The sequence below is a fragment of the Psychrobacter sp. PL15 genome (assembly GCF_035984995.1).
In the GTDB taxonomy this organism is placed as follows: Bacteria; Pseudomonadota; Gammaproteobacteria; order Pseudomonadales; family Moraxellaceae; genus Psychrobacter.
In genome coordinates, this window is the sequence record NZ_JAXCIB010000008.1 from 161,361 (window position 1) to 182,600 (window position 21,240).

The 21,240-nt window shown below is 42.8% G+C and carries 13 protein-coding genes; 5 read left to right on the plus strand and 8 right to left on the minus strand.

The window, feature by feature from the left end; genetic code table 11:
- Positions 1 to 46: 46 nt before the first annotated feature.
- From RCH20_RS08875 to recG, 3 genes are all read right to left on the minus strand, one after another.
- Positions 47 to 3,169, minus strand: coding sequence for an efflux RND transporter permease subunit (locus tag RCH20_RS08875; protein ID WP_327193330.1), 3,123 nt, complete (start codon positions 3,167 to 3,169; stop codon positions 47 to 49).
- The gene (locus tag RCH20_RS08880; RefSeq protein ID WP_327193331.1) at positions 3,166 to 4,515 is read right to left on the minus strand and encodes an efflux RND transporter periplasmic adaptor subunit; all 1,350 of its coding nucleotides are present in this window, start codon (positions 4,513 to 4,515) and stop codon (positions 3,166 to 3,168) included. Before RCH20_RS08880 ends, RCH20_RS08875 begins: the two co-directional genes overlap by 4 nt.
- Before the next feature lie 1,278 nt (positions 4,516 to 5,793).
- On the minus strand, positions 5,794 to 8,226 hold the full coding sequence (recG, locus tag RCH20_RS08885; protein WP_327193332.1) for an ATP-dependent DNA helicase RecG: 2,433 nt from the start codon (positions 8,224 to 8,226) through the stop codon (positions 5,794 to 5,796).
- Between the two features lie 362 nt (positions 8,227 to 8,588).
- On the opposite strand from recG, the gene RCH20_RS08890 reads away from it, so the two are divergent.
- The gene (locus tag RCH20_RS08890; RefSeq protein ID WP_327193333.1) at positions 8,589 to 9,611 is read left to right on the plus strand and encodes a patatin-like phospholipase family protein; all 1,023 of its coding nucleotides are present in this window, start codon (positions 8,589 to 8,591) and stop codon (positions 9,609 to 9,611) included.
- Between the two features lie 244 nt (positions 9,612 to 9,855).
- Here RCH20_RS08890 and RCH20_RS08895 read toward each other — a convergent pair whose 3' ends face one another.
- Entirely contained in the window at positions 9,856 to 10,440 is a 585-nt protein-coding gene (locus RCH20_RS08895; RefSeq protein WP_327193334.1) for a hypothetical protein, read from the minus strand.
- Positions 10,441 to 10,862: 422 nt separating this feature from the next.
- On the opposite strand from RCH20_RS08895, the gene argA reads away from it, so the two are divergent.
- Entirely contained in the window at positions 10,863 to 12,185 is a 1,323-nt protein-coding gene (argA, locus tag RCH20_RS08900; RefSeq protein ID WP_327193335.1) for an amino-acid N-acetyltransferase, read from the plus strand.
- 142 nt (positions 12,186 to 12,327) lie between these two features.
- Here argA and RCH20_RS08905 read toward each other — a convergent pair whose 3' ends face one another.
- A complete protein-coding gene (locus RCH20_RS08905) occupies positions 12,328 to 13,065 on the minus strand; it encodes an FKBP-type peptidyl-prolyl cis-trans isomerase (protein WP_327193336.1) in 738 nt (245 codons plus the stop codon).
- A 514-nt stretch (positions 13,066 to 13,579) separates the two neighbouring features.
- On the opposite strand from RCH20_RS08905, the gene RCH20_RS08910 reads away from it, so the two are divergent.
- Together RCH20_RS08910 and RCH20_RS08915 are read left to right on the plus strand one after the other, a co-directional pair.
- Positions 13,580 to 15,295 carry a mechanosensitive ion channel gene (locus RCH20_RS08910; RefSeq protein WP_327193337.1) on the plus strand — a complete coding sequence of 572 codons (1,716 nt, stop codon included), beginning with the start codon at positions 13,580 to 13,582 and terminating at the stop codon, positions 15,293 to 15,295.
- A gap of 649 nt (positions 15,296 to 15,944) precedes the next feature.
- Entirely contained in the window at positions 15,945 to 16,727 is a 783-nt protein-coding gene (locus RCH20_RS08915) for an SDR family NAD(P)-dependent oxidoreductase (protein WP_209956140.1), read from the plus strand.
- Between the two features lie 55 nt (positions 16,728 to 16,782).
- Here RCH20_RS08915 and RCH20_RS08920 read toward each other — a convergent pair whose 3' ends face one another.
- The 3 genes from RCH20_RS08920 to RCH20_RS08930 all read right to left on the minus strand — a co-directional run bounded on the left by RCH20_RS08920 (position 16,783) and on the right by RCH20_RS08930 (position 20,467).
- Positions 16,783 to 17,481, minus strand: a complete 699-nt coding sequence (locus RCH20_RS08920; protein ID WP_327193338.1) for a lysophospholipid acyltransferase family protein — start codon at positions 17,479 to 17,481, stop codon at positions 16,783 to 16,785.
- 286 nt (positions 17,482 to 17,767) lie between these two features.
- Positions 17,768 to 19,657: a DNA topoisomerase IV subunit B gene (parE, locus tag RCH20_RS08925; RefSeq protein WP_327193339.1), complete on the minus strand. Its 1,890-nt coding sequence runs from the start codon at positions 19,655 to 19,657 to the stop codon at positions 17,768 to 17,770.
- 147 nt (positions 19,658 to 19,804) lie between these two features.
- The gene (locus RCH20_RS08930) at positions 19,805 to 20,467 is read right to left on the minus strand and encodes a YqiA/YcfP family alpha/beta fold hydrolase (RefSeq protein WP_327193340.1); all 663 of its coding nucleotides are present in this window, start codon (positions 20,465 to 20,467) and stop codon (positions 19,805 to 19,807) included.
- 106 nt (positions 20,468 to 20,573) lie between these two features.
- On the opposite strand from RCH20_RS08930, the gene RCH20_RS08935 reads away from it, so the two are divergent.
- Positions 20,574 to 20,909 carry a DUF1289 domain-containing protein gene (locus RCH20_RS08935; protein WP_327193341.1) on the plus strand — a complete coding sequence of 112 codons (336 nt, stop codon included), beginning with the start codon at positions 20,574 to 20,576 and terminating at the stop codon, positions 20,907 to 20,909.
- Positions 20,910 to 21,240 lie beyond the last annotated feature (331 nt).

Here is a 21,240-nt window from a genome sequence, read left to right on the forward strand (position 1 = left end):
AACCAGCTAAAAAAAGTCCGACCAAACTATGTCAGCAACTGGCCTTTTAATTTTGTAACTCATCAGCCACTGGACGATCTTCATCATGGTCCTTACCATGCGGAATAAGCCATTTAGCAAACCATGACGAGACATCATCCATCAAGGTATAAACCACTGGTATCACGACTAAACTTAACAAGGTTGACGTCACCAAACCGCCCAACACCGCTGCTGCCATCGGCCGCCTGAACGTAGGATCAACGTCACCCCAGCCAAATACTAGCGGTAACATGCCAGCGCCCATTGCAATAGTGGTCATAATAATAGGACGAGCACGTTTACGGCACGAATCAACAATGGCTTCAAATCTTTCCATTCCACGACGTTGAGCGATCAGCGCATAATCCACCAGCAAGATAGAATTTTTGGTAGCGATACCCATCAGCATAATAAAACCAATCATCGATGGCATAGACAAGCTACTATTAGTGATCACCAAGCCAGCAAACGCCCCACCTATCGACAACGGTAAAGCCATAAGAATGGTGAAAGGCTGTAATAGTCGTCCAAAAAGTAGAATCAACACCCCTAAAATACAGATCACACCTACTGACATGGCGATGACAAAGCCACTGAATAGCTCAGACATATTCTCTGCTTGACCTTGATTTATCACCGTAATCGAAGCGGGAAGGTTCTGCATAGTAGGAGAGTTTTCGACCGCCTTTACCAGCTCGCCAAGCTCGCCGTTCGCAGGCTGCACGGTAATGCTAATAGAGCGCTCACGATCTAGTCTGCTTATTCGCGCAGGTCCAGTACCGAACTCTAGAGTCGCCACCTCACCTACTCGAACCCCTTGTCCTGCCGGTCGCGCACTAGGAACATATAGGCCCTCTAACTGATTCACACTTTGTTTGGCCACATCAGGCAGTCGTACCACAATTGGTATTTGCCGAGTGTCAAGATTAAGCTTAGATAGGCGTTGCTCATAGTCGCCGACCGTTGCAATTCTTAAAGTGGTGGCAATATCTTGAGTGGTCACCCCTTTATCCGCCATCGCCAGTCTATCAGGAGTTACGGTCAGCTCTTGGCGCGGTAAGCTACGATCACTAGTCACATCGCCGGCCATTGGTAGCGCGCGAATGTCCGCCATAATTTGTTGGGCAGTTTGTTCAAGTGTGTCTGGGCTGGTACTGGTCAAAGAGAAGTTATAGCCGGTTTCGCCACCGCTTGATAGCCCGACAGTAAAGCGGGCGCTGGGTACCCCTGCTAGTATGGCACTGATTTTTCGTTCAATGTCTTGCTTAGAACTGCGCTCCGCTCTCGGCGCCAACACAATGTCGAGACTGGCAGTATTTTTTGCTGTACCACCTCCGGAGCTGGCATTAGGGCCCGTGGACGTTTGCGCTTGACCAACGGCACTAAAAATATTTATCACATCAGGTAAGGCTAAAATACGCTCGCTTGCCAACGCCGTGACTCGTTCTGTGTCCGCCAACTCAACATCAGGGGTCAGCTCAATCGCTACCCGGGTTTGGTCAATATCATTATCTGGAATAAATGCGGTTGGTAGCAGTTTGACTAGTGACAATGACGCCACAAACAATATCAAGGTAGCGCCCATCGTCAACCAACGATGATGCAGCGTCCACGACACTACCTTCAGATACCAGGTCATCAGCGCACCTTGTTTTTCAACATAGTGCTTTTCAGGGCGCAGAATATAGGCCGCCATCATGGGGGTAATGAGACGAGCGACTAGCAAAGAGGCAAAAATTGCCAGCGCCGCCGTCCAACCAAATTGTCGAAAGAACTGACCAACGATACCACCCATAAAGGCAGTAGGCAAAAATACCGCAATCAAGGTAAAGGTAGTCGCGATAACGGCTAGCCCAATTTCATCAGCGGCTTCCATCGCTGCTTGATAAGGCGTTTTGCCCATCCGCAGATGGCGCATGATATTTTCGACTTCAACAATGGCGTCATCAACCAGCACACCCACAACCAGCGATAATGCCAGTAGCGAAATAATATTGAGACTAAAATCAAATAAATACATGCCTAAAAAGGTAGGGATAATCGATAGGGGCAACGCAACGGCGGTGACAATGGTCGCGCGAATATTACGTAGGAATAAGAACACGACAATCACGGCTAAGATACCACCTTCAATCAGCATCTTTATCGATGCTTCATAATCTTCGGCTACTGGTGTTGCTCGGTCATAGACTTTTTCAACGGAAATATTACTCATATCTACGCTTAACTCTTCAAGCGCAGCATCAACCCGCTTGGTGACTTCAACTTCACTAGCACCGCGCGAGCGTGTAATATTAAAGGCGACTACCGTTTGCTCATTCAGTTTGGCGATAGAATTCGGATCAGCGGCGCCATCCGTTACTTGTGCCATACGCCCAAGCGCTTGCGTGCCGCCAGTAGGAACCGCAATTTGTAAATCATTCAGCTCACGAGCACGTTCGACTGCTCCTAATACGCGAATGGTCTGAGTGGTATTACCCACTTCAGCTTCACCGCCGGAGCTGTCTTGCTGAATACCAGCAACCTGCTGTGATAACTGAGCGATAGAAAACTGTAAACCGCTTAGCGTAATAGGGTCAGCAGCAATAGTAATCTGACGCTCAAGACCACCAATTCGACTGACCGATCCTACCCCTTGGATATCTGATAAACGCTTGGTGATGGTGTCGTCGACAAACCAGGATAAGTCTTCAACACTCATATTGTCAGCGCTCACAGAATAAGTAACGACTGGGAAGCCTGAGGTTGAGACTTTGGTAATAATAGGGTCATTAGCAGCAGCCGGTAGATCACCACGCACTTCTCCCACTGCAGAGCGCACATCATCGACTGCTTCTTGAATATCTTTGTCTAAGACAAACTCAGTGACAATAGTAGCCGCACCCGTTTGTAGCGTACTGCGAATATGCTTGATGCCATTAATACTGGTCAGCCGGTTTTCAATCTTTTTTGCCACGTCATTTTCAAGCTGAGCGGGGGCAGCACCCGGTAACGTTACCGTGACCACCACCGCTGGCAAGTCAATATCAGGGAATTGCTGAACTTTCATTTGCCGAAAACCAAACACGCCACCGAGTGTTAATAAGACAAATAATAAAATGGCAACTAACGGATTTCTAATTGAATAGGCTGATACATTTATATTCATGGCTGTCCCTGCGATTGTGCACCAGCGCCATTTGCTTTTGATTGTGCTGCTGAATTTGACGTTGTGTTTGCTGATTGCACTATATCAACGACCCGTACCAAATCACCATCATTCAAAAAGCTACCGCCTTGTTTAACCAGTCGACTGTCCGCAGGTATGGGTTCTGTGACTGCCACGCCGTTACCATAACGGTCGCCAAGGGTCACTCGCTGCCGTTGAATACGACCGATAGCCTTACCATTTTGAGTACTAATATCAGTCACAAGCATCACATAATCATAACCGTCATTACTAACAATGGCGCTATTAGGTACGGTTTGGGTACTGGCACTGCCTAATAGGAATTCGCCTGCTTGATACATGCCTGCACGCGCACCTGAATTGGCTGCTAGACTGGCATGGATAGTGATTTGGCGATTGTTATCCGCGGTTGGCGCGATTCGTCGCACCACTCCCATGACTGATTGATTTCTTGGTAGGCTGACCTTAACAGGTGTACCCACTTGTACTTCACCGATAAGTTTGGGATCAATGTCTGCTTGCCATTCTAAGATACCGCCCTTAACAATGGTAAATAAAGGATCACTACCCGCAACCATCCCAACCTCAGCTAATTTTTCGCTAATGATGCCACTAACTGGAGCGACCAATTTGGCATTTTCCACCATTAAGCGCTGAGTATTAAGTCGCGCTTTGGATGCCTGTAATGAAGCCGCGGCACGTAATTCTGAAGTGCGATAGCGGTCAGCTTCTTGTTTACTGATCGCATCAATATCTAGTAAAGGTAGCACACGGGCAGCATCAGCGCTGGCATTGGCAAGAGTCGCTTCCGCTTCTGCCACATCCGCTTGCGCTTGCAAGACTTGCTGCTGCATAGCGTCAGTGTCGAATATCGCCAGTACTTGACCCGCTTTGACACGCTGGCCTTCTTCGACCAATATACGCTCAATCGTCACGCCATTAACTTTAGCGCCAACATTAGCGATATCTTTAGCACTAATTGTACCGTCGGCACTCAACGTATTACCGATATTACCTTGACTTGGCATCACCGTTTCCACTGACAATACCGCCTGTTCTGTATCAACAGCAGTACTACTACCGCTACTCTGTACACTTGAAGCGACCGCTTGCTCATCTTTAGAATCATTATTACCACCCCAATATTTACCGAGCAGCACACCAACAACTAACACGGCCACTAAGACTGGCAATAGCCACATAGGAAGCTTCGACGATGATTTATTAGTCGATGTATCGGGTTGACGATAGGGTGGTAGCTCAGCTTCAGGCGGCAATTTAGCATTGGACTCTTGCTTAGCATTAGGATCTCGGAAGTCGCTCATGGTCAGTCTCTATAGATAGGCACAATACTAAAAAGTGAAAGGCTTAAGATAACGATTTTAGAAAGTGGGTGACAGTAATAACGGTATATTGAAACTCATTTAGCAACCACAATATCGATTAAATAACATTGAATAGCAAAATTATAGGTCGTTCAAATAACAGGCAGTTAGCAGTCACTGTGCATCAAGGTTGTTATTGACAATAACAAGACAATAACAGTAGATAGTTTTTATTATAAAATTTTGTGCCTATTGACCACTCTCTAACGCACTGTTTATTATCATAATAAAATATAAAGCAGTTGAGGATAGCATATATTCAGCCCTCATCTTGTCTTTAAACTTCATGCTTTTTGTCATTAACTATAGGGTGTGATGACGGTATCATAAGCTAAATTATTACTGCAAGTCACTTATAAAAATAACTGGTAGTATCTACTCTTTTATATAAAAACTATCAAAAACGTGGTTCGATTGCTCAGTGTTATTTTACCTTGGACATCCTTACCCCATCCAAGCCGTACGCTGTAGCCCATGTAAAATACCTAGTATTAATATTAAGCTAAAATATTAAGCTGACATTAATTGTTGAATTTTAGTCCTAAAATCGAAAGTGCCTTTGATTTTCAAATCAGCATACAGACGCCAGGCAAAGCCCATTGTGAAGATATAATAGCAACTCCATTTACTATCGCCGGAAACATTAGCTCTGAATGAAAGAGACTTAATATCTAAGTGAATTACCATATATTATAATCTATCAAAAATTCAATCAATTCATGAAGTAAGTGACTTGATTCATTTCCTAAATATCTAAGTATAACCATTTGATTTAATAACCATTTAAAATAATAATTAGACGACTAAAGTCTATTTTATATTTACTGTATTATTACTTGCAAAAGTACCAACCTAACGTAGGAGTAATAAAAGGGACACTGACAGTGTTTATAAGATAGAGGAGTTCAAACTTAAACCAGCTCAAGCAATAGAAATAACGGCTAGCTGTGCAAGCAGCAGCATCTGTTTGGCGGGGTATGATGGATATAAATGGTGAGAAAAAGATTTTGAATAACCGGGTTTCAAAGAGGTATTGAGTTGCGTGGCATTGAGTTGCGTGGTGTTAAGATGAATGATATTTACTGAGTGACATTAAGATAAAAGCAATCGCCAAGCCCTACTACAGTAAAGATTAGATAGAAAATCAGATAAATATTCAGCTGTAATAAATAGCGTAAAATAATTATCTATTAGCATTAAATATAACGAGGCTGTCTGTCATGCATTGGTATAGCGGCTGGCTTCAGGCATCCAACGATGGATAAGCTGACTTACATCTGCCTTACGCGTAGAATCTTGAATTAAATGTTTCGCCAGACCTTGAGCAATAGCGAATAGCTGCTCATCACGAATAAGGTCTGCCAAATAATAGCCAGCATTACCCGTTTGACGTTTACCCAATAATTCGCCAGGGCCACGCAGCTCTAAGTCCTTTTGGGCAATGACAAAACCATCGGTACTCTCACGCAGTACATTTAAACGTTCAGTGCCCGTTTCAGATAATGGAGTTTGATACAGTAGTACGCAGTAGCTCTTAGTTGAACCACGCCCTACTCGTCCACGCAATTGATGTAGCTGCGAGAGACCCAAACGTTCTGCGTTTTCAATCACCATTAACGAGGCATTGGGCACGTCAACACCAACCTCAATGACGGTCGTGGCAATCAGCAAATCCAACAATCCTGCCTTAAAATCTTGCATCACTTGCTGCTTATCGATACCTTTCATTTTGCCATGTACTAACCCAATACGAATATCCAAACGTTCATTTAAATCTTCATAAGTGGCTTCGGCTGCTTGAGCATCAAGCACACTAGACTCTTCCACTAATGAGCAGACCCAATAAGCCTGCCTACCCGCCTCGCAGTTAATTGCAATTCGCTCAATCACCTCGTCACGGCGATTACGGTCAATAGTTACTGTGGTAATCGGTGTACGCCCCGGTGGCAGCTCATCAATGATCGAGTTGTCCATATCGCCATAAACACTCATCGCCAGCGTGCGTGGAATGGGAGTTGCAGTCATAACCAGCTGATGTGGTGTACTACCAGCCACTCCTTTGTTGGTCAACGCCATACGCTGCTCGACCCCAAAACGATGCTGCTCATCAATAATAACCAGTCCCAGTTTGGCAAACTGCACTTGCTCTTGAAATAGCGCGTGGGTGCCAACCACTATTTGTACGGTATTTTCGGCAACAGCTTCTAGTGCTTCACGGCGCTGTTTAGCAGTTTGCTTACCAGCAAGCCAGCCCACGCCAACGCCTAACGGCTCAAACCACTGTTTAAAGTTTAATAAGTGTTGTTCCGCTAGAATTTCTGTGGGTGCCATAACTGCTACCTGCCAGCCACTATCGAGCGCGTAACCAGACGCGCCCGCTGCGACCAAAGTTTTGCCGGCGCCCACATCCCCTTGCACCAATCTAAGCATGGGGATCGAGGTTGCCATATCAGCAGTGATATCTTTCATGACTCTTATCTGAGCTTTGGTTAAGTTAAACGGCAGGTTAGCAAATAACTGATCAGCAAGCGGACTGTGGATAGCGCATTTTGGTGCTTTATGCTGATGTAGCTGCTGCCGACGATATAATAGGCTGAGTTGATGCGCAGTGAGCTCTTCAATAATCAAGCGCTGACAAGCAGCGTGGCTGCGCGCACTCAGTTGGGTTAACATTTTATATTGTTGACCCGCATCGGTATAAGTGGGCGGCGTATGTAATAATACTAGTGCCTCAAATATCGTCAAGTTATAAACGTTATGAGCTGCGATAGAATAGTTGGCAACCGCTGTATTGACCTTCGCTTTATCGTCATAAAGCTGATGGTTAGAAGATGAGTTGTTTGAAAACGGACTATCGGGTAGATTAACTTGGATACTGTTTAGTTCGCTTTTTTTGTTTAGAGGGTTATCACTGTTGCTCGATAAACTACTTGGCACATTGTCCGGCACACTACGCGCGAGCATTGAAAAAATATCATCAGACTCTACAGCCTCCACGACTGACAGTTTTGGCGCCTCAAAAGGCACTAGTGGTAGGTCAGCAACGGTGGCAAAATCATCCATCGTAAACAGGGTCATCGGTAAGCCCTGACTACGCACAGTCTGTAGCGCCATTTTTATCAAGGTACGTAGCTTGTTTTGGTGCAAGCCTTTTACAGAGGGGTAAATCGGTTGTAAGCCTGTATTAGTAACCGCTGCGCTATCGGTGAGCATTTGATATTCAGGATGATGTATCTGCTTACCATAACGGCCAACTTTGACCTCACCAAACAGTTGTAGCTGTGTTCCCAAGCCCATGGTTTGCGCCAAGCCAGGATACACCTTAAAAAACCGCAACGATACGCTGCCAGTATCATCCTCTACTATGACTGTCATACCGCTGCGCTTATTATCGACATGCATAACGCGCCCAGTAATTAGCGCTGCCTGACCATGGGCTAGCTCTCCTATCGACACCAAACGGCTACGATCTTCATAAGCACGCGGCAAATGTAACAGCAAATCAAAAACCCGCGCAATACCCAATTGCATAAGCTGTTCTGCGACTTTTGGCCCCACACCTGCCAGCGCCGTCACAGGCATATCAAGCGCTGAGACAGGCTCGTTATTGATAGGGCGGGCTGATGACTGACTAATAACCGGTGTTGGCATTGATACATCCTAACAACATAGCTTTAGATTGAACATCTTGTAAGTTTTGGCTAACGAGACGCACTTCATTAAATTCATTTTCAAATAAAAAAATTCTGGTATGAGTTATTCTATAAAATCATAATAACCAATAAGCTATCAACAAGCTTCTATACTCATTATAACTGAGAAAAGTCTTTATTATGCCAAGCGATTTACCAGTACTGTATGCGCTGCATATCAGACAATTTTAGAGAGTTTTTATGCCAGAATACCGATCATTAACTAATAATTTATTTAACAAAATACGTTAGCGATGTAGCATATTTATATGGGCTTGGTTACGTTGGTAGATTTATATTTTTTTCTTATAAGGTCTGTTTATGTTCGCTAACTCTAATAAGCATCAAGCCAACCCTACCTTGACATCACAACTAGGATTTTCATTGATAGCCATCAGTCGTGTCAGCTTTTTGGCCACGTTAAGTGTATTTGTGAGCGCCTGTAATAGCATTACGCCAAAGATTACGCCCATAAAGCCAATGCCTAATACTCCTGTTGTCGCTCTAGTCTTAGGAGGTGGCGGTGCCAAGGGCTTTGCACATGTTGGCGTCATTAAAGCTTTAGAAGAAAATGGTATTACCCCAACACTGGTGGTTGGTACGAGTGTCGGTAGCTTAGTCGGTAGCTTGTATGCCAGTGGTTATACGCCAGCGCAGTTAGAACAATTAGCACTAACCACGCCCGACAGTGCATTGACGGATTTCGCCTTGTCCAATCAAGGCTTTATTGAAGGCATTAAACTTAAAAACTTCATTAACACTCATATCGGTGGACGACCGATAGAAGCTTTTCCTATCGCCTTTGCGGCTATTGCTGCTGAAAAAAATACTTTAAAAAAAGCAGTCTTTACCAAAGGCAATGCGGGTCTGGCGGTCCAAGCATCTTGTAGTGTCCCGAATATATTCATTGCCCCGCGCATTCCTGAAAAAGGGGGTAAAAAATACGTTGACGGTGGCGTAGTCAGTTTAGTGCCTGTTGATAGTGCCCGTGCTTTGGGTGCTGACATTGTGATCGCTGTTGACGTTACTAGCACGAATACATCATTCGCAACTAGTAGTAAACTGCCCACTATCAGCTCATTGAGTAGCTTTTGGGGCTTACTTGAGTATAACTTAATGACTAACATCAGTAACAACCTTACTAACAGCAGCAGCTCGTCAGCGCGTAATGAACGTCAGCGAGCTGATATTCTTATTACTCCGAACGTCAGTCATATCAGCTCATTAGACACCAGTCAGCGTCGCGCCTTAATTAATGCTGGGGTACAAGCAACTGCTCCTCAAATAAATGCTATCAAACAACTTGTTAAAGAAGAGTCTAACAGCAAATACGCTATTCTCTAGTAAGCTATGGTCATTATTTTTAAGCACCATAAATGCAGTGTGAGAAAGACAGGGTTTAACACATAGCTTTTTATTCACTTGTCGTGATTCTCACCTTACTGTAATTGTTAACGGGCTTTAGGAAATATCTGGTGATGCCAGCTTCCTATAATGAATTTTTACAACTGGGCACTTACTATTAAAAAAACACCGCAATTAGAAGTTGCGGTGTCTTTTTATATACTAAAAAATCACGAGAGCAGTTCTATTTAACGCGCGCACGATATTTAACCATAACGGTATCATTGAGACCAACCCCTTCAATATCCCAGCGGACCGCTTGATAATATTTTAAAGGGATATCTTGAAGTTGATTATTAATCTTGCCACGTAATGGCATACGGGCAAAAGTATTGCCGTCAGCACTACCGTACGGGAATTCAGGAGCGACATCACCAAGTAATTCAACTTGGTCAGGAATACTCATAGTGACCGTCATTTTACGAACCCGATCAACGTTCGTGTTCGTAAAATAGCCTTGATATTCTAGAACATTACCAGTCTGTAAACGCGTATTGGCATCGACCGGTACTAGCCGCTCTTGACCACTTGTATCCACACTAATAAGCGAAGCAGTAATTTTACTATTGACCGCTTGCACACTTGAGCGACTGTTATTGATACTCGACTGCATGGTGGATGAGCTATCGAGCGCAGGCTCTGGAGTCGGTAACATGGCTGAGGCTTGTGTGACTGCCATTACACCAACCAACGTGCCAGCAACAACGTGAAACAAGCGATGTCCGCTCCATGCGGTGAACGGATTAGCAAACTGGTTACTTTTTTTCATGATTTTCATTATTCCTAGTTAATGTATCGGTAAAACAAATTTGGCAGAACATCACTGTATTAGAACAATATCTGTTTAGATAAGTGCTAGATTAGCAGCTAGACTATAGACGGACTCTCATATAAATAACTCATGTAGATAAATAGTATGGACAAACCATCTCTATATACCGTTATATAACATAATATCTATTATCTTTATTAATCAACTTTTAGGCAGTAGCGCTTAGCATAGCAAAAAGTGTTTATTCGTACACTAACCCCGTGTTGCGGTTGTGTATATAGTCAAATTACTATAAATTTGCATTAATTTAACTAAAATAAAAAGATAGCTCATAACGGTGTTTTTTGCTATGGTAAATCTTTAGCGACAGACATTTTTGTCTCGCCCCCTTTCTTATTCCGACTACTACTGTTCCCATTATGACTACTAGCGCCATGCCCCAAATTAACCCTGAATACGTTCATTGGTTCCGTAACTCTGCCCCTTATATCAACACCCATCGCGGTAAGACTTTCGTGATTATGTTTGGTGGCGAGGCGGTTAAGCATCCTAATTTTAGTACGCTTATCCATGACTTTGCCCTATTGCACAGCTTGGGTATTAAGCTGGTGTTAGTACACGGTGCACGTCCACAAATTGAGAAGAACCTAAAAGAAGCGGGTATTACTTCGCCACTTCACCAAGATATTCGCGTCACCCCGCGTGAAGCCATGCCCTCTATTTTACAAGCGGTTGGTGCCATACGTTTACAGCTCGAAGCTCAACTATCAATGGGTTTGGCCAACTCACCAATGTACGGTTCACGTATTGATGCGGTCTCGGGCAACTTTGTCACCGCACGCCCCTACGGTATCCGTGATGGTGTCGATTATCAGATGACTGGTGACGTTCGGTCTATCGATGTTGATGCTATCAAAAATAACTTATTGCACAATCATATTGTTATCTTAGGTTCAATGGGCTACTCAGCAACTGGTGAGGTTTTTAACTTACTAGCCGAAGACGTGGCGCTTAGTGCTGCAATTGCACTCGGCGCGGATAAACTCATTCTGTTAGGTGAAGAGGCGGGTATCAATGACGATGATCGTTTGCTCCGCGAAATGATTCCCAATGAAGTCGACCGTTTCTTACGTGGACGTGACTTAAATTGTGAGATCAATTACTTCCTGCACTGTGCCAGCAGCGCCTGTCGTCAAGGTGTCCATCGTACTCACATCATCTCTTATGCTAAAGACGGTGCGCTATTAGAAGAGCTGTTCACTCGAGATGGTTCTGGAACGCTTATCAGTCATGATCCTTATGAAGAGATTCGCCGTGCTAATGTTGATGATGTAGTCGGACTTATTGAATTGTTATCGCCGCTCGAAGAGCAAGGTATTTTGGTCAGTCGCTCTCAAGAACGCTTGGAGCAAGAAATTGATAATTATAGTGTTATTGAGCGTGATGGTATGATTTTGGGCTGTGCAGCGCTATATCCATTAGACGCAAGTTCTGCAGAAGTGGCTTGTGTGGCAGTGCATCCAGAATATCGTAGCGGTAGCCGTGGCGCTGATCTGCTAGCATTTCTGGAGCAGCAAGCACGCAGTCATGGCTTGCATCAATTATTCGTGTTGACAACCCGTACCGCGCATTGGTTTGTTGAGCAAGGCTTTGCTGAGGTCGACGCTAGTGTCCTTCCTGAAGGACGTCAGCAAAAATACCACAACGGCCGCAACTCTAAAGTCTTTCAAAAAACCCTATAGGTATTATTTAATACCTCGTATTATTTAATACCTCGTATTCTTTATTTTAAGCCTTTAGTAGTAAATATAAAAAAGCCCTCATACTTTATGCATGAGGGCTTTTTTTAATAGTTTTTAAGACTACTGCATTTATAACAGCGTTTTATTTCGCTTTTACTTTTAACAATTCAACCGTAAAGACTAGGGTACTGTTTGGCTCGATACCTGAGTTACCTGCTTCGCCATAAGCCATATCTGCTGGTATATAAAGCTCATATTTACCGCCTTCTTTCATCAGCTGTAGCCCTTCCGTCCAACCAGTAATCACTTGGTTTAATGGGAATTCAATCGGCTCACCGCGCTCATAAGAGCTATCAAACACTGTGCCATCAAGTAATTTGCCTTCGTAATTGACTTCAACCACGTCTGTCGCTTTGGGCATTTTGCCCGTTCCAGCGGTTAGTACTTTATATTGCAAACCGGAAGCAGTGGTTTTCACGCCTTCTTTCTTGCCATTTTCTGCTAAGAATGCCGCGCCCTTGGTTTTGTTTGCTTCACCCTGCGCTTGCGTGTCTTTAACCATCTTTTCTTCTTGCTCTTTTTGATAGGCCATCAACACTTCTTGCATTTGTTCTTGGGTCAAGGCGGAATCTTTACCTTCGTAACCGTCGCGAAAGCCTTTTTCAAAGGTATCGAGATTTAAATCTGCAACCGCTTCTTTGTTTCCCTCTGCCATCATAAAGCCTAAGCTATAACCAACTTTTTCAGTAGCTGGACTTTGCTCAGTAACTGAGACACTTTGAGTAGCCGCTTCTTTGCTGCCATTATTAGTACTACAACCTGTTACTAATAACATAGCACCAGCTAACGCACTAACGGTCAAGGTGGTAATTTTTTTCATAGAATACTCTCTAGTGTTAAAAATAGTGGCGATATGTCGCCTGTTTGCCATGATAGCAAATCTTGTTTTTGTAGGCTACATTTACGATGAAATTATCAGACTAATGTACAAACTTTGTTAATATATACTATGAAAATAACAACTTATCACACAACTATAGCGATAAGTTAAGCTTCCTATCTTTAATCACCACATTATATCAGCTAAGCTAATTCAATTAAGATCATGAGTAATCGCGCATAGTTTTTAACCAAAGGCTTACTATAATTTTCTTATCACTTGTATCGTAGAAGACAGTATAAATGACAACGGCATAGTAAATTATTAATTTTTCTTTGATATCTTGCTACGTCTTCTTACTTAATCATTGTACTAGTGAAACATTCTAACTAAAAATACTATACACAGCTATTTAATATTATTTATAACTATCACTAGATCAGGGAAATGGGTATATAGTCTTAAGTAGGCTGCTACCTTTAAATCTGACATATGATAATTAAAGGAGGACAGGATGAATCCAATGTTTACATCGTTCAATGGTTATCTTGGTGGCCCTATTGGCTCCATCATCGGCGCTATTTTGATTTTTATTATTGGTTGGCTAGTCGCTCTTGGTATTGCGGCTCTAGTACGTAATGTTCTGGCTAGAATTAACCTTAACCAACGCATGAATTCGTCAACGGGTAAGACCTATGATTTAGAAGGTATTATCTCGAAGATAGTGTTTTGGTTTATCTTTATAATTGCTATCTCTGGTGCACTTAGCCAACTGAACTTAAACGCCATATCTGCGCCGTTCGCAAACATGGTTAACCAGGTATTAGCATTTATCCCTAATCTTATTGGCGCTATTGCAGTCGGTGTTATTGGTTGGGTGGTCGCTACGGTTGCTCGCACTGCAATCAATACTACCCTGTCTAAAACTACTATGGATGAGCGTTTAAGCGCTCAAGCTGGCGTTAATCCTATGAGCAACACAATTGCTGATATGGTTTATTGGTTTATATTACTGGTGGTTTTGACTATGGTACTTGGTCAACTGGAGCTTGATGGCTTATTTGCCCCACTAACTAACATGGTCGATAAAATCTTTAGCTTTATACCCAACATTCTTATTGCTGGTGTGGTCTTTGTGGTGGGTTATATCATCGCTAAAGTCGTCCGCGGCATCGTAACCAATCTGGTCTCTACCTTTAATTTGCAAGAGCTGGCCTCTAAAGCCGGTTTGAGTGAGCAGAACAGTTTACCTAACATTGCGGGTTCTTTAGCATTCTTAGTGGTAATCATCCCAACAATTATTGCTGCTCTAAATGCATTAAAAATCGATGTTATCGCGCGTCCTGCCACTAATATGCTTAACAAAATCATGGAAGCCTTGCCAAATATATTTATGGCAGTAGCGATCTTAGCGGTCACTTACTACGTCGTACGTATGGTAGCAAACATCATCAAAGGGCTGCTTGAAAATACTCAGATTAATCAATTACCTGCTAAAGTCGGTCTTCAAGAGACCATGGGTGATAAGAAAATCTCTGATTTAGTCGGTTATGCGATTATCTTCTTTGCCATGTTGTTTGCATCGATTGCAGCAGCTGACTTGCTAGGCTTTGAACCTATCTCAGCCATCATTACCATGTTTATCGCCTTTGGTGCCAACATCATACTTGGTGCGATAATACTATTTATTGGTTTTTGGCTGGCAAATATCATCGCTGGTGTCGTTGAGCGCTCTGAAAAAGGCTCGCAGTTCTTAGCTAATATCGTCCGTGTATTGATCATGGGCTTAGTGCTGGCCATGGGTCTTAAAGCGATGGGTATCGCTGATTCTATTGTTAACCTAGCATTTGGTCTAACACTAGGCGCAGTTGCGGTTGCTTTCGCTCTATCTTTTGGTCTTGGTGGACAAGAAGCAGCGTCACGCTTCCTACGTAAGATGCAGGATAAAATGGACGAAGAGCATACTGATGTGAAAGCTCATACCACACGCCATACCAAAACCACTGCTGATTCTACTGATAAGGTTGCCGATGCTGTTCATGAAGCAACGCCTAACGCTACAACAATTGGCACGCCTAGTACAAGCACCTCTACGAATGCAGGGTCAGATACACTCGATATCAATTATATCGATACCGACGATAATAATACGAATAGCACTACCGACTTATCTTCTGGTACTGGCTTTGTCGACAACACTGATACTGGTAGTAATGATGACTTCAAATAAATGATAATTATCACTTTGTTCTAAATATAAAAAAGACAGCCTTGGCTGTCTTTTGTTATGGCAAATATTAAATAGCACAGATTTAATAGCAGCTATACGTATGGTCCAAATGTTGGCTGGACTGATAGAAGAAAGCAAATACAGTATGAATTCTAACAGCTGTAACGCGCCTAATTACAGTTCATAACTGTATCGCCGAGCACAGTATTCAGCGTTATGATTAGCCTCGACTGTCGCCAATGTAAACAAGGTAATATCTAAAGCGCCTGTTTGTAGGTAGCAAGACGCCTTTTTCAGATATTTTGATGGCCAATTTAGACACAGTATTAGTCTTTTGTTATCAAATGATATGTGAAATATTACATGCTTAAGCTTATCCAAATTATAATGTTATTATCAGTATAAGCACATTTCGGCAAAGTAAAGTCTGTCCATATAACAGTACCTATACGCAGTCGCTTTCATCCTAATGACTTGCTATGATGGCTAAAAACTATATTTACCATTATTTTTTAGCATCTAGTAACTATAGTAGAAATTATTAATTATTTTAAAACTTACTGATTGAGTCAAAATTATAATACTGCTTTATTCAGAGGACTGCTTTATTTATATATTGGTCCTCTTTTGATAACAAGGATTGAAAATCATGAAACGTTTTAAAGAAAAAACTGTTGTTGTCACCGGTGCTGGCTCAGGTATTGGTCGCGCTACCGCCATTCGCTTCGCTCATGAAGGTGCTAATGTCATTTTAGTAGGACGCACATCTAAAACATTAGAAGAGACTGCCAAAGAGTTTCCACAAGATCGCACTTGGATTCATTCTGATAATTATTTAACGGTCACCTGCGATATTAGCGTACAAAGCCAAGTGCAAGAGATGATAGAACGAGTAATAGAAAAGTTTGATCATATTGATGTGTTGGTCAATAATGCGGGTAAAGCGATTCAAGGCAAAATTACCGAACTGTCTGCTGAGGATTGGAGGACTTCGATAGATGTCAACCTAAATGGCACATTCTACGTTTGTCAGGCAGCTATGCCGCATCTGATTGCAACTAAAGGTAATATTGTCAATGTCTCATCGCTTTCAGGGGTCGGTGGCGACTGGAATATGGCCGCCTACAATGCTGCAAAAGCTGGGGTAAGCAATTTAACCCGTACTTTAGCGTTAGACCATGGACCTGATGGTGTGCGTGTCAACGCGGTTAATCCTTCCGTTACTAAGACTAACATGACCACCGCCATTCAAGATAACGATGCAAAAACTGATAAATTTTTAGAACGCTGCCCGCTTGGACGCCTTGCTAGTCCTGAAGAAATTGCTGCTGCTATCACTTTTTTAGCAAGCGATGATGCCTCAATGATTACTGGTGTTAACCTACCGGTAGATGGTGGCGTTAGTGCTTCCAACGGTCAGCCGCAGTTCTAGAACGAGATATAACTAACTATGCTCTTGTTACTGCTACTAGAAATAAATTTGGTTCCTAATGTTCATCAGACTGATTAACATCCTGTAGCGGCTGCGATAAGCGCTCAGGATGTCTAGGCATGACCCCGCGGTACTGGTCGTAAATTTTTGGTAGGTCAGCTTCGATATCCCCAGTAGGATAAACTGGGGATAAGAAACGCACTTCTTTGGTTTTATAATCTAGAGCAACCGGCAAAATTGGTACGTTAGCACCTAGTGCTAAATAATAGAAGCCTGTTTTCCACGACTCTGTGTATTTACGCGTCCCCTCTGGGGATAGGCCTAAAAATAGCGGCTCACCTGACTTGAACTTATCTATACTAGTCTGTAATACCGAGCCTTTATTACTGCGGTCAATAGGAATAATCCCCAACCAACGTAGTAACTGTGCCAATACTGGCACTTTAAAAAGCGTATGTTTGCCCATAATGTTAATTTTTACATCAAGCGAAAATAGACCAGGAAGAGCATAAACCCCATCAATATTTGAGGTGTGCGGCAGTGCTAATACCACCGCTTGTGAGATGTTTGGAATATCGCCAACGGTGCTCCAGCCCGCAGACTTTAACAGCCAGGAAGCTATTAACGGGGCAACTCTACCACCACGCTTGGGGACTAAGTTGCCCAAATCTTTTTTGCCGAGCTTAGGCAATATTTTAGAGCGTTTAGCGTTAGAAACAATAGACTTAGAACGATCAGTAGACTTGGATGTCATGACGGCACCACATAATAGAAGATATCTACATAATAGCATTAACCTAGTACAACTAAGTTTACTATTACAGGCTTTCACTGAGTCGCAGATGACTATAGTTAAAACACCTTGAAAACGCGACGGTACTGCTGGTATCAACTTTTTGCAGCCTCTGTCTGCGTAGGCGCAGCAAACAAGAAAAACTTATACCAGCAGTAGGTTATGTATCGATATTACTTTTCATTGACTATAGACTATAGCTAGGAATAACACTACAGTCTTGCAAGTCACTTCTTAGCCCGCTACCTTATAATGATATATCAGCCAAATTACCCTTGTTTTCGAGCCATGACTTGCGATCAGATGATCGTTTTTTTGCCAATAGCATATCCATAACACTATTAGTCAGTAATATATCATCCATATCTAACTGTACTAAGCGGCGGGTATCACGATTCATCGTGGTTTCGCGCAACTGCTCGGCACTCATCTCACCCAACCCTTTAAAACGAGTAATTTGAGCTTTTTTGTTACCTGGAATGCCTGCTAAGATATGTTCAAGTTCAGGCTCATCTAAAGCGTAATGTACCTCTTTACCCACGTCTACCCGATATAACGGCGGCATCGCCACAAATAAGTGACCTGCATCAACCAAGGCTGGAAAATGCTTTACAAATAAAGCGCAAATTAACGTGGCGATGTGCAAACCATCAGAGTCGGCATCAGCCAGGATACATACTTTATCGTAACGCAGCTCAGATAAATCATCTGAAGCCGGATCGACACCAATCGCAATGGCAATATCATGAATCTCTTGGCTCGATAATACTGTATCAGAGGACACTTCCCACGTGTTCAGAATTTTACCGCGTAGCGGTAATATCGCTTGATAATGTCGGTCACGAGCTTGTTTGGCACTGCCCCCTGCAGAATCCCCTTCTACTAAAAACAACTCAGCACCATCACGCAAATCACCACGACAATCGGCAAGCTTCCCCGGTAATGCAGGACCTTGAGTAATTTTTTTCCGGGCTACTTTTTTAGCAGATTTAAGCCGACGACCCGCTTTATTAATCGCTAGCTCTGCAATTTGAGACCCCAAATCAGCATGTTGATTGAGCCATAAAGTGAAGGCATCTTTTGCTAAAACCTGTACCGCTCCAGCAGCTTCACGACTCGATAAGCGTTCTTTAGTTTGTCCGGAGAACTGCGGCTCAGAGAATTTAAGTGATAGGATATAATTAACCCCATCCCAAACATCTTCTGCGGTCAACTTTACACTACGTGGCAATAAATTATGAATATCACAGAACTCACGTAGCGCCTCTAGAATACCTGTTCGCAAACCATTAACATGGGTGCCACCTTGCGCGGTAGGAATGAGGTTGACGTAGCTTTCTTGAATAGGGATGCCACCTTCAGGCAACCAAGACAGCGCCAAAGTAATACCTGCACGTTCACCACTTTTAGCTTCATAATTATAATAGAACGGTGCTTGTGGCAATGTCTCAAGTCCATCGAGCTGTTCACTTAAATACTCAACAACGCCATCAGTAAACTGCCAAACTATTTTCTCATTATTTATATCATCAACAAATTCAATAGTGAGGCCCGCAGCTAATACTGCTTTAGCTTTTAAGTTATGTTTGAGCTGCTTGATATTAAATTTAGGGCTGTCGAAAAAGCTGCTATCTGCCCAGAAACGTACTCTAGTGCCACGTTTACGCTTATTAGAACTCACTGACTCAGTCAATAAAGTGACAGGTGCTCCATGTTCAAGCGCCATATCAAATTGGGTCGCCTCACGCCATACGGTTACTTCAACTCGCGTTGATAGGGCATTCACGACCGAAATACCAACACCGTGCAGGCCACCTGATACTTGATAATTTAGAGTCGAAAATTTACCACCCGCATGCAAACGAGTCATGATCAGCTCAATACCTGACTGACCAAACTCAGGATGAATATCAGTTGGCATACCACGGCCATCGTCTTCTACCGATAGCGAGCCGTCCTCGTGTAACTGGACTTTAATTATTTTGGCATAACCAGCCAGTGCCTCATCAACTGCATTATCGATCACCTCTTGAGCCAAATGATTGGGCCGTGTAGTATCGGTATACATGCCAGGGCGACGGCGAACGGGCTCAAGTCCTTCTAAAACTTCTAACGATTGCGCATTATATTGACTCACAAATGCTTCCTTGAATATTCACGAACAATTTATTCTATCGAACCATTATAGCGAAAAATGGCATCATTAGTGTTGATAGTCGCTAGCTCACGTCATATGATGTCGTCTATTTTGGCTAAACAATATTCTTAGCTAGTAAACTGTAATTTATCCTAACTGCTGCAATATCTTTATTACTATAGGCAATTGCTCAGCAAAATCAGTAAATCTGTGATCACCACCAGCTTGCAAAGTAACTTCTGCACCCTGCTGTCGATAAAACTCTGCGGACAGTTGAGGATTTAACAGCTCATCACCCTCTTTAATCCAAACCACCATCTTTTGAGGATATTTTACTGATAATAGATGGTCAGCAAACCATTGTAGATCTCCACCAGTAATTGTCCAACCTCCTACAGTTGTATGTAGAACTTGATTAATAGAACTTATATTTTTGTTAGTGTCCTGTAAAGGAGGTTGATTAGAAAAGCGTTGTAAAGTGATGTGCGGCTGAGTACTAGGATTTAATAATAATACTGGGCAACCAGTATTATTACTTACTAAAGTGGCGAAGTATCCTCCTAATGAACTGCCTACCAAAACTGTTTTTGTTAAAGTGTTAGACATTGAATCTTTATTACTGTGGTCTGATTCACTTTTTAATTTTGTGATTAATCTATTAAGTTGCTTAAATACTTCTGCAGGCGGTTGATTGAAGTCAGGACGAAATACTATGATCTCAGGAAAATACTGTTGGCAATAGCGCTCTAATAACGTACCCTTAGTGGAATTAGCATCACTGTCTAAGCCATGAATGTAAACAATGTTCACGTGTGATCTCGCTTATTAATTTTTGTGTGATTGTTTTATATAGACTACAAAAGCTAAGCATAGCACTGGGTCATCAAAAATAATAACAATAAAATGGCACACTATTATGCATTACTTGCGACATAATAGTATTGTCACGATAATTTTACGCAAGCCAAGGAATGACGATAATAGCTATGGAGTAGCCATGAACCAGCAGTTTGAACTGTTCGAGATCATCAATCCATGCATTGGTGTTTGCCGAAGTAATAAAAAAGGCTATTGTTTTGGCTGTCTACGCAGTCGTCCTGAACGTCAGTTATGGCATGACATGACTACTGGACAGCGACGTGATGTGCTAAGACTAATCTCTGCTCGTAGACAACGTATAATACTATTAAAACAAAAACGACAAATTTCTTTCGATTTTGATGAGACTCCTGAATTAGGAGAATTGTTTTGATCGGGTAGTATCGGTATGTTTTTCTCTCCCTGAGCTAGACCCCAACTAAAGTCTTCTCTATCCCATCGATACTAGATATTGACCTAGGGACTGATAGTTCAAGCGAAGACACCTATCTACCGACACAATCTCGCGCTGCGGTCACTGTCCTGCTGGGCGGACTGCAGGCTCATAAGTAAAGAGTAGTGGGTTGTTGGTATTCCCGCACAAAGAAAAGCCCCCAACGAATTAACGTTGGGGGCTTTACTAGAATAGAGAGCTGACGATGACCTACTCTCACATGGACGAATCCACACTACCATTGGCGCGATGATGTTTCACTTCTGAGTTC